Source organism: Acidicapsa borealis, from assembly GCF_059115245.1.
In genome coordinates this window covers 4179835-4193139 of record NZ_JCACNY010000001.1, presented here as the reverse complement: position 1 = coordinate 4193139, position 13305 = coordinate 4179835, and the positions used below count along the sequence as shown (strand labels likewise).

The 13305-nt window shown below is 59.9% G+C and carries 10 protein-coding genes; 4 read left to right on the top strand and 6 right to left on the bottom strand.

Annotated features, from left to right (window positions below):
• Positions 1–95: 95 nt before the first annotated feature.
• Complete coding sequence (locus AC5S27_RS17185; protein WP_493935793.1) at positions 96–2114, top strand: M3 family metallopeptidase; 2019 nt, start codon at positions 96–98, stop codon at positions 2112–2114.
• A 38-nt stretch (positions 2115–2152) separates the two neighbouring features.
• The gene (locus AC5S27_RS17180; protein ID WP_493935792.1) at positions 2153–2941 is read left to right on the top strand and encodes an SDR family NAD(P)-dependent oxidoreductase; all 789 of its coding nucleotides are present in this window, start codon (positions 2153–2155) and stop codon (positions 2939–2941) included.
• A gap of 3 nt (positions 2942–2944) precedes the next feature.
• Here the strand turns inward: AC5S27_RS17180 and AC5S27_RS17175 are convergent, their stop codons facing one another.
• Entirely contained in the window at positions 2945–3595 is a 651-nt protein-coding gene (locus AC5S27_RS17175; protein WP_493935791.1) for a hypothetical protein, read from the bottom strand.
• Positions 3596–4008: 413 nt separating this feature from the next.
• On the opposite strand from AC5S27_RS17175, the gene pgeF reads away from it, so the two are divergent.
• A complete protein-coding gene (gene pgeF / locus AC5S27_RS17170; RefSeq protein WP_493935790.1) occupies positions 4009–4803 on the top strand; it encodes a peptidoglycan editing factor PgeF in 795 nt (264 codons plus the stop codon).
• Between the two features lie 131 nt (positions 4804–4934).
• Here the strand turns inward: pgeF and AC5S27_RS17165 are convergent, their stop codons facing one another.
• Complete coding sequence (locus AC5S27_RS17165) at positions 4935–5228, bottom strand: integration host factor subunit beta (RefSeq protein WP_493935789.1); 294 nt, start codon at positions 5226–5228, stop codon at positions 4935–4937.
• A 206-nt stretch (positions 5229–5434) separates the two neighbouring features.
• On the opposite strand from AC5S27_RS17165, the gene AC5S27_RS17160 reads away from it, so the two are divergent.
• Complete coding sequence (locus AC5S27_RS17160; RefSeq protein WP_493935788.1) at positions 5435–6199, top strand: dolichyl-phosphate beta-glucosyltransferase; 765 nt, start codon at positions 5435–5437, stop codon at positions 6197–6199.
• Between the two features lie 194 nt (positions 6200–6393).
• Here the strand turns inward: AC5S27_RS17160 and AC5S27_RS17155 are convergent, their stop codons facing one another.
• From AC5S27_RS17155 to AC5S27_RS17140, 4 genes are all read right to left on the bottom strand, one after another.
• A complete protein-coding gene (locus AC5S27_RS17155) occupies positions 6394–9543 on the bottom strand; it encodes an efflux RND transporter permease subunit (protein WP_493935787.1) in 3150 nt (1049 codons plus the stop codon).
• Entirely contained in the window at positions 9540–10817 is a 1278-nt protein-coding gene (locus AC5S27_RS17150) for an efflux RND transporter periplasmic adaptor subunit (protein WP_493935786.1), read from the bottom strand. Before AC5S27_RS17150 ends, AC5S27_RS17155 begins: the two co-directional genes overlap by 4 nt.
• Before the next feature lie 2 nt (positions 10818–10819).
• Positions 10820–12118: a TolC family protein gene (locus tag AC5S27_RS17145; protein ID WP_493935785.1), complete on the bottom strand. Its 1299-nt coding sequence runs from the start codon at positions 12116–12118 to the stop codon at positions 10820–10822.
• 92 nt (positions 12119–12210) lie between these two features.
• Positions 12211–13269: a YncE family protein gene (locus tag AC5S27_RS17140; protein ID WP_493935784.1), complete on the bottom strand. Its 1059-nt coding sequence runs from the start codon at positions 13267–13269 to the stop codon at positions 12211–12213.
• Positions 13270–13305 lie beyond the last annotated feature (36 nt).

The window sequence follows — 13305 nt, the reverse complement described above, 5'->3', positions numbered from 1 at the left end:
CGGATGTTGGCGGGGCGCAATTGAGGCATTTGGCGCAGATGCGGCTGGGTGTGGCAACCTAGATACTTGGAACGGGAAGCGGAGGTTGGGTGGCTATGAGCTTGGTACAGGATTCGGTGACTGCGGTGGATTCGGCGATTCATGCGTGGGATGGTGGGGAGCCGACGGCAGAGGGATTTGCGGGCTGGGTTTCGGACCGGCTCGCGGCGCATGAGGCGGCGCTTGCGGCTCTGCTGGTGGTGGAGGGTGCCCGGACTCCGGAGAATTCGCTGCGGCTGTATGACGTGGCCCTGGAGCAGCTTGGGCTGGCTAGCGCGCAGGCTGGGATTCTGAATTCTGTGGCGGCTGAGAAGGCTTTGCGGGACCAGGCGCAGACGGAGGCACAGCGGATTTCGCAGGCGTATACGGCGCTGGGGCTGAACCGGCCGGTATATGACGCGCTTTCGGGGATTGATGCAACGGGGGCCAGCGCGGCTACGCAGCATTATTTGAAGCGGACGTTGTTGAGCTACCGGCTGGCGGGTGTGGATAAGGATGAAGCGACTCGCGCGCATGTGCGGGCGTTGTATGACAAGGCTACGGGGTTGGCGCTCGAGTTCAGCCGGAATATTCAGGAGGACCAGAGCAAGGTACTGGTGACGGATGCGGCGGAGCTGGATGGGCTTCCGGCCGACTATCTGGCGCGGCACAAGCCAGATTGCAATGGACACTTTGAACTGAGCACCGACCAGCCTGACATGCAGCCGGTGATGGCGTATGCCAAGAGTGATGCGCTGCGCGAGCGGATGTTTATTGCTTACCACAGCCGGGCTTATCCGCAGAACAAGCAGATTCTGCTGGACTTGCTGGCGGTGCGGCAGGAGATTGCGACGGTTCTGGGATTTTCGAGCTGGGCCAACCTGGCTACGGCGGACCAGATGATCGGGTCGGCGGCGAATGTGCGGAGCTTTATTGCGCAGCTGGAAGAGGCGAGCCGCGAGAGCGCAGAACGCGAGTTCGGCATGGTGCTCGAGCTGGCACAGAAGCGGCGCCCTGAGGTGAAGACGCTGAATGCGGCTAGCCGGGGGTATTGGTTCGAGCAATACAAGCGTGAGGCTCTGGACTTCGATTCGCAGTCGGTGCGGCCTTACTTTCCGTACGCCGAGGTGGAAAAGGGTGTGCTGGCAACAGCGGAGCGTTTGTTTGGAGTGAAGTTTCAGCGCTCGACGGAAGCGGGCTGGCATGCGGACTGCACTGTTTGGGATGTCTGGAGCAAGGATGGGGAGGCTCAGGTTGGCCGGTTCTATCTGGATATGCATCCGCGCGATGGCAAGGATAAGTGGTTCTCCGCTACCGGCGTGGTGACCGGAGTCAAGGGCCGCTATTTGCCCGAGGCGGGACTGATCTGCAACTTCCCGCAGACGGTGGTGGATGCTGACGGCAAGGTGACCGAACCGGGGCTGATGCTTTATCGCGATGTGGTCACGTATCTCCACGAGTTTGGGCACCTGATGCATGCGCTGGTGGGTGGTCATACGGAATGGGCCGGGTTGTCGGGGTTTGCGACTGAGGGCGACTTCATTGAGGTGCCGTCGCAGTTGCTGGAAGAGCTTTTCCGCGATGCCGGGCTGTTGCAGAGCTTTGCGCGCCACTATGAGACGGGTGAGGTGCTGCCGGAGGAGCTGATTCGGAAGATGAATCTGGCGGATGCCTTTGGCCGCGCGGACGGCATGCGGACTCAGTTGTATTACACGACGCTTTCGCTCGATCTGCATGACCAGGATCCGGCGGGGATCGATCTGGACCGGGTGACGAAGTCGCTCTACCGAAGCTTGCTGCCGTGGGAGTGGATCGAGGGCAACCGCATGTATGCGAGCTTTGGCCACCTGATGGGCTACACGTCCAACTACTACACCTATGCGTATGACAAGGTGATTGCGCTGGACTTCTTCGCTCAGTTTGATCCGAAGGATTTGCTGGGTTGCGAGGCTGCGGCGAAATACCGGAAAACGGTCATTGAGCAGGGAGGGTCGAAGCCGGGGCGGGAGATGGTTCGCGACTTCCTCGGACGGGATGAGGATTTTTCAGCGTTCTCCGATTGGCTCAATGAGGAGTTTGCGGCGGTTGCCGGCTAGTCCCTGAGTGGGTGTCGTCCATCCGTTATGATCTCGGAATGGCGAGTGTTGCGGATTTGAAAGGGAAATGGGCGCTGGTGACTGGGGCCAGCGCCGGCATTGGCGTGGCATTGGCGCGGGAATTGGCTTCGCATGGCGCAAAGCTGATTCTCACCGCACGGCGGCGGGATCGCCTGGAGGCTCTGGCTACGGAGCTCAAGGCCAAAGGCACCGAGGTTCGCCTGGTCACGGCGGATCTGACCCAGCGTGAGGATCGACAGGCTATTTTTGACGCAACGGCCGGCGCCGGTCTTGAGGTTGAGATCCTCATCAACAATGCCGGCCTTGGTGTGTACGGCAATTTCACCGAATGTGATTTAAAGACAGAGTTGAGCCAGGTGCAGGTGAACTGCGAAGCGGTGGTGCATCTCTCACGGCTGTTTGTTCCCGCGATGGTCCAGCGCGGCCGGGGATGGGTGCTGGTGGTGGCTTCCACGGCAAGCTTTCAGCCTGTACCGTTTCTCTCAACCTATGCGGCGACCAAGGCTTTTGACCGCTACTTCGCGCTGGGTTTGGCGGAGGAATTGGCTCCCACAGGCGTGAAGGTGACTGCGCTCTGCCCGGGGCCGACGGAGAGCGAATTTTTTGACGTGGCGGGCGCTGCGAAATTCAAAGACAGGAAAATTCAGTCGGCGGAGCAGGTAGCGCGGCTGGGGATTGCTGCGCTGGCCGCTGGCAAGCGGACGATCATTCCATACTTTGGCGGACGGGCTACGGCCTTTCTCGTGCGGTTTTTGCCGGCCGGATTGATTACCTATATCGTGGCCAAGGTAGCGCGTCCGAAGTAGAACCTATTGGGTGGTCGCGGCAGGAATTGTTTCCGGAATTTGCGTGTTGCTGGCGATGCTGAATGAGTTGAAGAAGTGGATCACTTCGTCTTCGTGGCGCGCGGCGGGGGATGGGGCGGTCGCGATCAGCATATAGAGCCTTGGGCGAGCGTAGATGAAGCGGGTATCCATGATGCCGCCTCCGGCGTTGTGACTGACGACGTCGCGTCCCGGGTAGCCCTGGGGGTTGGTGCGAATTTCGCTTACCTGCGTCGTTCCTGAGCGTCCAAGTGCGCCGTCACGGGCCTGATCCAGAGTCTTGTCGGCGACCAGATCGTTCATGCGAGCGACGGGCGGCTTCTCGGCCCATGCGATGGCGTAGGTTCGATCGGAGTCGGGTTTGACCATCAGCATGCTGATCGGTTCGTTTGCTCCGGTTTCGCTGGTCGCCTGCACGACGACCTGCTTCGGATCTCCCGGCATCTCCAATTTGAAACCCTGATCGGACTCGTCCACCGGTCGCCACTCCAGTTGCTTTCCGGACGCAAGTTGCCCGTCCGCTGACCGGCTGGGGAGCAGTTCTCGAAGGAAGTCGAGGTCAGTGCGATATCTCCAGACGTAGACCGCCCCGATGAACACAAGTACAGCGATCAGATAGAGATACATCCGCTTCATATACTTCTCAGCTTGCCGCGTGGTAATCAGCGGCGCAAGGGGCGATATGCACAATGAGTAAACAGGGTGCCTTTTTGGGTAATAGGTAACCAGGGACTCTCGCGGCACTGAGGATACATAGTTGGGCGATACACGATTTTTTTTGCAGACTTGGGCAACTCTTCGCATTCCGATGCATCTGAATGAATAACCAGCAGAGGCAACCGCTGTAGTACTTTCCCGCCAAAGCGCTTCTATCTCCGTTGTTGGTCTGGAAACAGACTCCCATCCCCCGATCCACAGAAACTCCCATCTAAAATGCCTCTCGAGTGGGCCCGCCGGAAGGCGGGCCCAACGCTCGTCTGGGCTCTGTTTCCGTCCAGCCGGTTTAAGATAGGCGTGTGAAGTCCTTTGCCAGCTCCGTCGATCTTCCCATGGCATCTGCAAATGGGGTTTCGCCATTGACGGTGCCTCAATTTGAAAATCTGCCATGGCTCTGGCATGGTTTCAGCACCCGGCTGGGTGGCGTGAGCCGCGCCTACTCTTCAGGTGCCACCGATTTGAACCTCGGATTCACGCAGGCAGATGCGGCTGAGGATGTGCGGGAAAACCGGCGTCGATTTCTCCATGCGGTAACGGGTAATCCGGAGACGCCGCTGGTCACGGTCAGGCAGATTCATTCCAATGTGACGGTTGTCGCGGGCGGGGTCGAGTCCGGAGGATGCGAGGCGGACGGGCTGATGACTGACCAACCTGGGTTGCTGTTAGGCATTCTTACCGCGGACTGCATTCCTGTGTTGGTGGTGGATCCGGTTAAGAAGGCTGTGGCAGCGTTTCATGCAGGATGGCGGGGCACCGTTACGCGCATCGTCGAGCGTGGGATCGCCCAGATGCATGCGCAATTCGGCTCGCGCCCGGGTGACCTGCTTGCGGCTATCGGGCCTGGGATAGGCGCCTGCTGTTATGTGATCGGCGGTGAGGTGGAGGGGCGGTTCGCGGAGAACTTCGATTACGCCGCAGAGCTGTTTTCTCGAAACGGAGACCAGCAGCATCTGGATCTGATTGAAGCCAACCGCCGGCAGTTGCTGGCGGCGGGACTAGCAGGAGACTCAATCTCGGTTGCAGGTGGGTGCACGGCTTGCCACCCTGAGCTGTTCTACTCGCATCGCGCTTCTGGCGGCCACGCCGGGCGGATGATGGCGGCAATCGGTATCCGGCCAGGGTTTTAGCCGAATTCAGCGGCCGAGGGCATTCCCCACGCGACCAGCCACCCGGCGGAATTACCGGAGAACTCAATTCCGGAGCTTGCCCCATGCAGGCCGCGCGGCGACCGGAGCCCGAGGGCGGCACGCAGAGCTGTCTATCCGGCTGCAGCTTCGTCTGGATTGACCAGATCACGCAGTTCTTTGGAAGGCTTGAAATAGGGAACACGTTTGGCAGGAACGTCGACGCGATCGCCGGTCTTGGGATTGCGGCCGATGCGCGGATTGCGCTCCCGGATGCGGAAGGAGCCGAAGCCCCGGATTTCGATTTTGTCTCCGGACTGCAGAGCTGCAATGACGGAGTCGAAGATGGTCTCGACGATGACTTCGCCGTCACGGCGGGTCAAATCGCCAAGGTGCGTCACCTTCTCAACGAGGTCTGCTTTAGTCATGCCCAACGCCTCCGCTTCCAAGCATAACCGGATTCTCCCCGGCATCCCAAAAAAAGTGCTTTGTTGTGCAAATTGAACAGGTTGGGAGGTATTTTTCTCAAATTTTCCCTGTTCTGGCAGATCCGGTGATGGGCAGGTCCGCTCCGGTATGATGACAAGGTATTCTGCCGGAATGTATTGCCGTCAGCCAGAAAGGTTCCCGTTTCGTGAGTCGCTATCCCGCCTGCAGTATCGTCATACCTGCCTATAACGAAAGCGCGCGGATTGGCGCCACGCTGCGGGAGGTTGTAGAGTGCATCCGTCGTGAGGGCTGGAATGCGGAAGTGATCGTGGTCAACGACGGGTCGACCGATACAACGGCGCGCCAGGTCCTCGACTTCGCCATTGCTGCACCCGAAGTGCGCCTCGTCGAGAATCCAGGCAATCATGGCAAGGGCTATAGTGTTCGCAATGGCCTGTTGCAGGCGCAGGGCGAGATTGTCATGTTCACGGATGCTGATCTTTCGGCACCGATTGGCGAGGCAGAGTTGCTGTTCCAGGCAATTGCCGGGGGTGCGGACATTGCCATTGGTTCCCGCTGGCTGGAACGCAATCGCCAGACCCACCGGCAGCCACTCTACCGTCAATTCTTCGGACGGTGTTTCAATCTGGTGACCAGGACCCTGATGGGCCTCGCGTTCAAGGACACACAATGCGGGTTCAAGGCATTTACCAGGGCTGCGGCTCAGACGGTCTTCCAGTTGCAGACCATCGAGGGATGGGGTTTTGACCCTGAAATTCTGTTCATTGCCACCAAGCGCGGTCTGCGCATCGAGGAAGTGCCTGTAAGCTGGGGGCACGACGAGCGCAGTCGCATGAGCTACCTTCGCGACGGGATTCAGATGTTGCGGGAGATGATGATCATCCGCTGGAATGCGCTGCTGGGGCGGTATAACGGACCAGTCCAGCCCATCAAACGGCCAAGAGTCTAGCGGCTGGCGGCGTCGTGTTGGAAACACCGAGTCTCGAACAGCTCGGTCAGGAGAGCGTTTCCGGATGTCTCATCCCATCATCCTCCGTATCTCTGGAGTAGCGATATTCTTTTTGCTGCTCGCGCTGCTTCTCTGGCGGCGGGGCCATAGGGGCTGAGTTCTCACCAAAGTGGAAAGGGACCGGCGCACCTGCGCTACGAGTGCAGCGTCTGGCCGTGATTTCGTGTCAGGAGATGGTAGACCACCGGCGTCACAATCAGCGAAAGCGCCACCGAGACAAAGATTCCGCCGATGACGGCGATGGCAAGTGGCTGCAGCATCTGTGACCCTTCGCCGAGCGCGAATGCCAGCGGCAACATGCCGCAGACGGCGGCGATGGCGGTCATCACAATGGGGCGAAGGCGGCGTTGGGCGGCCTGGAGCATGGCTTCGGTGCTGGAGATGTTCGCGGTGCGGAGCTTTTCGTCGGCGTCAAGGAGCAGGATGCCGTTCTTTGCGACGATACCGATGACCATGATCAGGCCCATGAAGCTGGCGACGTTGAAGGTTGTCTGCGTCATGAGCAGGGCGAGGACGACGCCGGAGATGGACAGGATCGAACTGGTGAGGATGGCGATGGGCGCGGCGAAGTTGCGGAACTCGCCGAGAAGGACCCCGAAGACTAGGACCATCGCGAGGATGAGAACGCGCAGGAGTTCCTGGAAGGATTTCTGCTGCTCCTGGTAGGTGCCGCCGTATTCGACGCGAACGCTGGGAGGCAGATGCAGTCCTTCGACGGTGGATCGTACTTTGGTCATGGCGTCGCCTAGATTGGTACCCTCCAGACGGCCTGTGACGAGGATGAGCTGCTGCAGATTTTCGCGGCGAATTTCGTTCTGCGGAGGGAGCTGGGTGATCTGGGCGATGGAGCCCAGGGTCGCCGTGTGGCCGGAGGCTGAATTGAAGACGGTGTCCTGGATGGCCTCGAGAGATCTGCGGTTCTCCTCCGGCAGGCGGACGCGGATGGTGTAGGGGCGGCCGTTGACGATGAGCGGGTCGGTTGTTGGAAGGCCGTCGAGGATGGCGGTTGCGTCTTCCGCGACCTCTTGGGGCGTGAAGCCGTAGCGGGCGGCGAGGACGGGGCTGAGCTGGAAGCTGGTGGCCGGGCCGCTTACGGTGTTGTCGATGCCATTCTGGGTGTCTACCACGCCGGGGATTTTGCCGATGGCATCCTGAACCTTGGGGCCGAGCTGGTTGAGCAACTTCTGATCGTTGGCGAAGAGCTTGATCTGGATGGGTTCGGGTGAGTTGGAAAGGTCGCCGATCATGTCCTGGAGGACCTGCGTAAATTCGACGTCCAGCTCGGGCTCGGTCTTCCTTACTTCGGCGCGTACATCGGCCATGATGTCGTCGATGGGGCGGGAGCGTTTGGTCTTGAGGCGCACGGTGAAGTCGCCGTAGTTGGCCTCCGTGACGGCGGCCAGACCGAGTTGGAGACCGGTGCGGCGGGAGGTGATTTCAACCTCCGGAGTATTGTGGAGGATCTGCTCGACGTGCTGGAGGACGCGATCGGTTTCGACGAGAGAGCTTCCGGCGGGCATGGTGTAGTCGAGGATGAAGGCGCCTTCGTCCATCTCGGGAAGCAGGTCGGTGCCAAGGTATCTGTAAGCGATAATGCCGCCTGCGACCAGCACGAGGCAGCAGATGCCGAGCAGAACGGGGTGCGCCAGTGCCCAGTGCAAGGCGCGGCTATGGATTGCGAGTACCCGGCTCATGAATTTACCGGGCTTCTCTTCGTGTGCCTGTTCTTGCGCCGGCTCGATGGGGTCCGCCTTCTTTTTGCGCTCACCGAGAAAAGCCAGCGAGAGCGCGGGAGTCCAGGTGAGGGCCAGCAGAAGGGAAGTGAGCAGCGCCGCGGTCATGGTGATGGCGAGCGCGCGGAAGAAGCTGCCGGTGACGCCGGTCACGGCGATCAGCGGTAGGAAGACCACTACTGGAGTGATTGTGGAACCGACCAGTGGAGCGGTGATTTCGCCAAGGGCCTTCTTGACGGCATTGGCGCGAGATTCTCCGCGATCGCGATGGACGACGATGTTTTCGACGACCACGATGGCGTCGTCTATGACCAGGCCGATGGCGGCGGCGAGGCCTCCGAGGGTCATCAGGTTGAAGCTCTGGCCGATGATCCAAAGAAAGAGGATGGTGATGGCGATGGTGACTGGAATGACCATGCCGGCGACGAGGGATGAACGCCAGTCATGCAGGAAGAGGAAGAGGATGACGCAGGCGAGGATGAGTCCGATAAAGATGGCGTCGCGGACGGAGGCGATGGATTCGCGAACCAACTGGGACTGATCGTAAAAGGGAGTCAGATGGACTCCGGCGGGGAGCTTGGACTGGAGTTCTGCGATCTTGACGGCGACTGCGTTGGCGACGGTGACGGTGTTGGAAGAGCTCTGCCGGGCGATGTTGAGCAGCACGGATGGCTTTCCGTTGGAGGTCACCATCGTGTAGACGGGCATGGTTGCAGCTTCCACAGTGGCAACATCCGCAACGCGGATGGGAGCGCCGTTGGGGGTGGTCTTGATGACCAGATTGGCGAGATCGTCGGCGGAGTGGGCCTGCGCGCCGATCAGCCCGAGGATGAGCTGATGATTGGCCTGGTAAAGGCCGGGCGAGTCGATGATGTTGGCGGCCTGGACGCCGTTGACGAGGTCAAGCAGTGTGACGCCGGAAGCCTGAAGGCGGGCGAGATTTGGGATGATGTGGAACTCGGGGACTTTGCCGCCCTGGACAACGACAGTGCTGACGCCTTCGACACGATTGAGCGGTGGCTTGAGGTCGTAGGTAGCGAGCTCCCACAGACGGGTCTGCGAGACAGTCTGCGGGCCTTTATCGTCCGCCGTCAGAGCATAACCGAGGATAGGGAAGGTGGCGAAGGTGAGGCGGTTGGTGCTGATCTTTGCCGTGGCGGGGAGGGTCTGCCGGACTTTAGAGATTGCGGCATCGGTGAGCTGGAGAGTGCGAATCATGTCCACATTCCAGTCGAAGAAGAGGCTGATTTCCGCAGAGCCTCGGCTGGTTGTACTGCGGACTGTGCGCAGGCCGGAAACGGAATTGACTGCGTCCTCGATGGGCTTGGTGACGGTGATCTGCATCTGCTCGACGGGCATCACGCCGTTGTCGACGCCGATGACCACGCGCGGGAAATTGGTGTCTGGAAAGACGGATATGGGCACCTGCAACGCAGCGTAGATGCCGACGATGGTGAGTGCGATCAGGAAGAAAAAGATTGGTGTGGAGATGCGGGTGAGCCAGAAGGATTTTTCTGGAGCGGCGCTTGGCAAACCTGGGAGAGTGCTCACTTGTCGTCAGCTCCCTTGGCTGCATCCGGCTTTTCAGCTGGCGCGATCTTGACCTTGGTGTTTTCGTCGAGTGCGTAAGCGCCAGCAAGAATGACTTTGTCCGCGCGGGTGATGCCGGAAAGAATTTCTACATCTTTGTCCGTTGTGATGCCTACGGTAACAGGGTGTTTGTGAGCCTTGCTGTCGGGTCCAACCACCATGGTGAACTTAGTGCCATTCGGCGCGGTCTGGAGTGCCTCTGCAGGAATCAGCAGAGCGTTGCTCTTTTCTCTTGAGGTGATGCTGGCGTGGACCGGAGTTCCGGCCTTCAGCGTACCGTTCTTGTTTTCGATGCGTAACCAGATCTCGACCGTGGTACTGCCGGGGTCGAGCGCGGGGCTGATCAGTGAGACCTTCGCGTCCACGGGATCGTCAATGCCGGGCACGCTGATGGTGGCTGGAGCGCCGACTGCAAGCTGTTGCGCTTCGACCTGCGCAATGTGCACCTTGGCTAACAGCGCGGAAGTATCCATCACGGTGATCAGAGGCGTTCCGGCCGGAGCCGTCTCCCCGGCGAAGAGCGGTCGGTCGGTTACAACGCCGTCGATGGGGCTGCGAATTTCGGTATAGCTCAGTTGCGCCTGCGCGCCGAGAAACTTGCCCTTCGCGGAGTCGAGCTGACCCTTGGCCGCAACCAGCGATGCCTGGTTGCTGGTCTTCTGTACCGCCTCAAAGTGCTGTTTGGCGATGTCGTAAGCGGCTTGAGCCTGCACGAGCGCGGCCCTGGCCGTGTCCAGATCGCGGCCCGGAATGGCGCCCTGCGTAAACAGTTGCGTGCGAGCGGCAACGATGCTTTGGTTGAGATCGAGCTGAGCCTTGGCCTGTGTCAGATCGAGCTGAGCCTTGGTAAATTCTTCTGGTACGGTGGCGCGGGTGGCTGTTTCGTAGCCGGCTTTGGCCGCATCGTAGGATCCTTGGTTGTCGAGCGCTGCTGCGGCCAGATCGCTGTTTTCAAGGGTGGCCAGAAGTTGTCCCGCCTTGACGTGAGCGCCGCGCTGAACGAGGAATCTCTTCACTGGCGCCGTGACTTTTGGCGCGATGGCGGCCTGGGATAGCGGAGCCAAAGTGGCGTCTGCAGTGATGGAGTCGGAGATCGAGCCAGTATGCGGCTGCGCTGCCTGCACTTCGACTTCGGGCGTGGGTGCTTCTTCAGCTTTGTGGCAGCCTGAGAGAACCAGAGACAAGGTCAGGGTAACGCCTGTCAGTCGGAAGATTTTTAGTCGTGTCAAAGGCATGATCAAAGGCTTCCCGTAAGGATCTGGAGGTTGGCTAGAGCGGTCTGATAGCGGACCACGCCGTCTACGCGTGCCGTTTCCGCTGCAGTCATCGCTGTCTGAGCATCGACGACTTCGAGCACTGTGGCTTCGCCCGCCGAGTAGCGCAGGCGCGTCAGGCGCAGGCTTTCGCGCGCAGTGGATGCGCTCTCGTCGAGCGATGCAAGCTGAGTGCGTGCAACGCCGGCTTCTGCGTAGAACTCGTCGATCTGCGCGATGAGCTTGCGCTGCGCGGCGGTCAATGCAACTCGGGCAGAGTCCCGCAAGGCGACTTTCTGCTTGATGCGGTCGTGCGTTGCAAACCAGTCCCACACCGGGATATCGAGTGTGACCGATGCGGAATAGCCCAGGTTGCGCGTGCCATCCGGCGCGTGTATCGCGAACTGGGCCGAGTCGATGCCGTAATTGAAGTTAAGGCCAAGATCAGGCAGGTATGCTGCGCGCGCGCCCAGCAGATCGAGTGAACTGGCGCGCACCGAGGCCAGAGCGCTCTTGAGCTCGGGATTGTCATGGGCTGCTGTAGCCTCAAACTCTTCGCGCGCGGCCAGCGGCGCGGGCGTGGTGAAGTCTGTCAGCGTGTACGCGGTGCGTGGGTCGGGAAAGAGTAGCACCGCAAACTCGAGGCGTGCCTTCTCGCTCTGCAATTTCGCGTCGTCCAGATCGCGCTGACGCTGTTGAAGCGTGAGTTGAGCTTTGATCACATCGGCATGGGCTACTTCGCGGGCACTTTCGCGGTTCTGCGTCAGCTTTGAAAAATCCGTGGCTTCATCCAGCGCATGCTGCGCCACAGCCACCTTTTGGTCGGCGGCAAGGCTTGTGTAATAGAGGCTGATTACTGTTGCAACGAGTCCGCGGCGAGCGATTTCGAGCTCCGCTGTAGCGACGACGCTGGCCGCCGATGCGCGAGAGGCTGCGGCAAACTGCTGGATGCCGATGGTTTCAGTAACGACGCCCTGACTTGTGTATTCGTGTACAGCGTTGTTGGCGATAAAGCGAGGCGTACTTTGAACAGTGCTGGCGCTGGCGTTGGCTGAGTTGGTGGCTCCGTGAGCTGGCTCTGTATAGAGAAACTGATTGTGATAAACGACATTCGGCAGCAGGGCTGCACGAGCCAGCGAACGGTCGAGTGCGGCCACTTTGCCTGCGGCAACAGCAGCGGCAAAGGTTGGCTCATTCGCCTTTGCCCGGGCAATTGCATCCTCAAGAGAGATCGTTTGCGGATTGGTCGATGAAGTGGCAAGCGGAGTGGTAGATACCTTCACTTGCTGAGCTTCAGCAACTTTGCACGGCAAGGCGATACCTGCGCATACAAGGCATGCGCAGGTCCAGCTCAGTGTTCTGGAGAAGAGGCCGTTCATTTTCCGATAACCATCACGCTGAAGCTGTTCGGCAGGATCGACGGACGCGGATGGGGGTTGGCATCGGTTGCTGCCGGCGCTGGCCCAAACTGCGCCGTGACCACGTAGATCTTGCCTGTCGAGGGATCGAGTGTCATGGTGCGTGCGCCTTTGGCCGTCGTCAATGTTTGCACGGTCTTGTAACTGCCGTTGCTTGCATCTACAACACTGAGCTTGCCGTCTCCGCTTGAGGCGAAGGCAAGCTTCAGCTTTGCGTCGTAGCCCGCCGCATCCGGACCGTCGCCGATCGCGGGAGTGGCAAGCACCTTACCCGTGGTGTAGTCGACGACGGCCATCTTGTTGCCATCGCACACGGCGAAGAGGCGCTTGCCGGCCACATCGATCGCCAGGCCTGACGGTGATTCGCACGGGGTGATGGACCACTCGGAGATTACCTTGTGTGACTTGGCATCGATGTGCGCAATGGTGTTCTTGGTTTCGATATTCACATAGACATTGCCTGCACCATCCGCAACCGGGAACTCGGGCTTACCAGAGACAGCAACAGTGGCGATGACTTTACGGGTCGCCGTGTCGATCACCGTGGCATCTTTGCTGCTGCCGTTGAATGCCCAAACGGTTTTTGTCACCGGCTCGTACACCATGCCGTCGGGGTTCGTGCCTGCCGGAATCGTCGCAACGACCTGCAGGGTGGCCAGATCGAAAACTGCTACCGCGTTCGAGCGGCCGTCGCTGATGTAGCCAAACTTGCCAGTGCTGTCGAAGACGACGCCATGTGTGCCTTTGAATCCAGTGACGGCACCCACGGACTTGCCTGTAGCCAGGTCGAGGACTTCAACGCGAGTGCCGTGAGTAACGTAGAGACGATGCGTTTCAGGGTTGGCTACGAGATAGTCCCAGCCGCCTTCGCCACCGATCTTCCAGGTGTCTTGAACTTTGTACGATTGCGCTGGGGCTGCGGCGGTAAGGGTGAGAACGAGGCCGGCGGACAGAGTGGCAGCCATGCCAAGAGTGCGGATTTTGCCAATTGCATTTGGAAGTTGCTGCAAGTGCATAGATACTCCAATTCGTTGCGGCAGGTCGATTGCTGC

Excerpts from the sequence above, each read along its gene's own strand:
- AC5S27_RS17185 (WP_493935793.1), top strand. The coding sequence starts at position 96 with ATGAGCTTGGTACAGGATTCGGTGACTGCGGTGGATTCGGCGATTCAT.
- AC5S27_RS17180 (WP_493935792.1), top strand. The coding sequence starts at position 2,153 with ATGGCGAGTGTTGCGGATTTGAAAGGGAAATGGGCGCTGGTGACTGGG.
- AC5S27_RS17175 (WP_493935791.1), bottom strand. The coding sequence starts at position 3,595 with ATGAAGCGGATGTATCTCTATCTGATCGCTGTACTTGTGTTCATCGGG.
- pgeF (WP_493935790.1), top strand. The coding sequence starts at position 4,009 with ATGGCATCTGCAAATGGGGTTTCGCCATTGACGGTGCCTCAATTTGAA.
- AC5S27_RS17165 (WP_493935789.1), bottom strand. The coding sequence starts at position 5,228 with ATGACTAAAGCAGACCTCGTTGAGAAGGTGACGCACCTTGGCGATTTG.
- AC5S27_RS17150 (WP_493935786.1), bottom strand. The coding sequence starts at position 10,817 with ATGCCTTTGACACGACTAAAAATCTTCCGACTGACAGGCGTTACCCTG.
- AC5S27_RS17140 (WP_493935784.1), bottom strand. The coding sequence starts at position 13,269 with ATGCACTTGCAGCAACTTCCAAATGCAATTGGCAAAATCCGCACTCTT.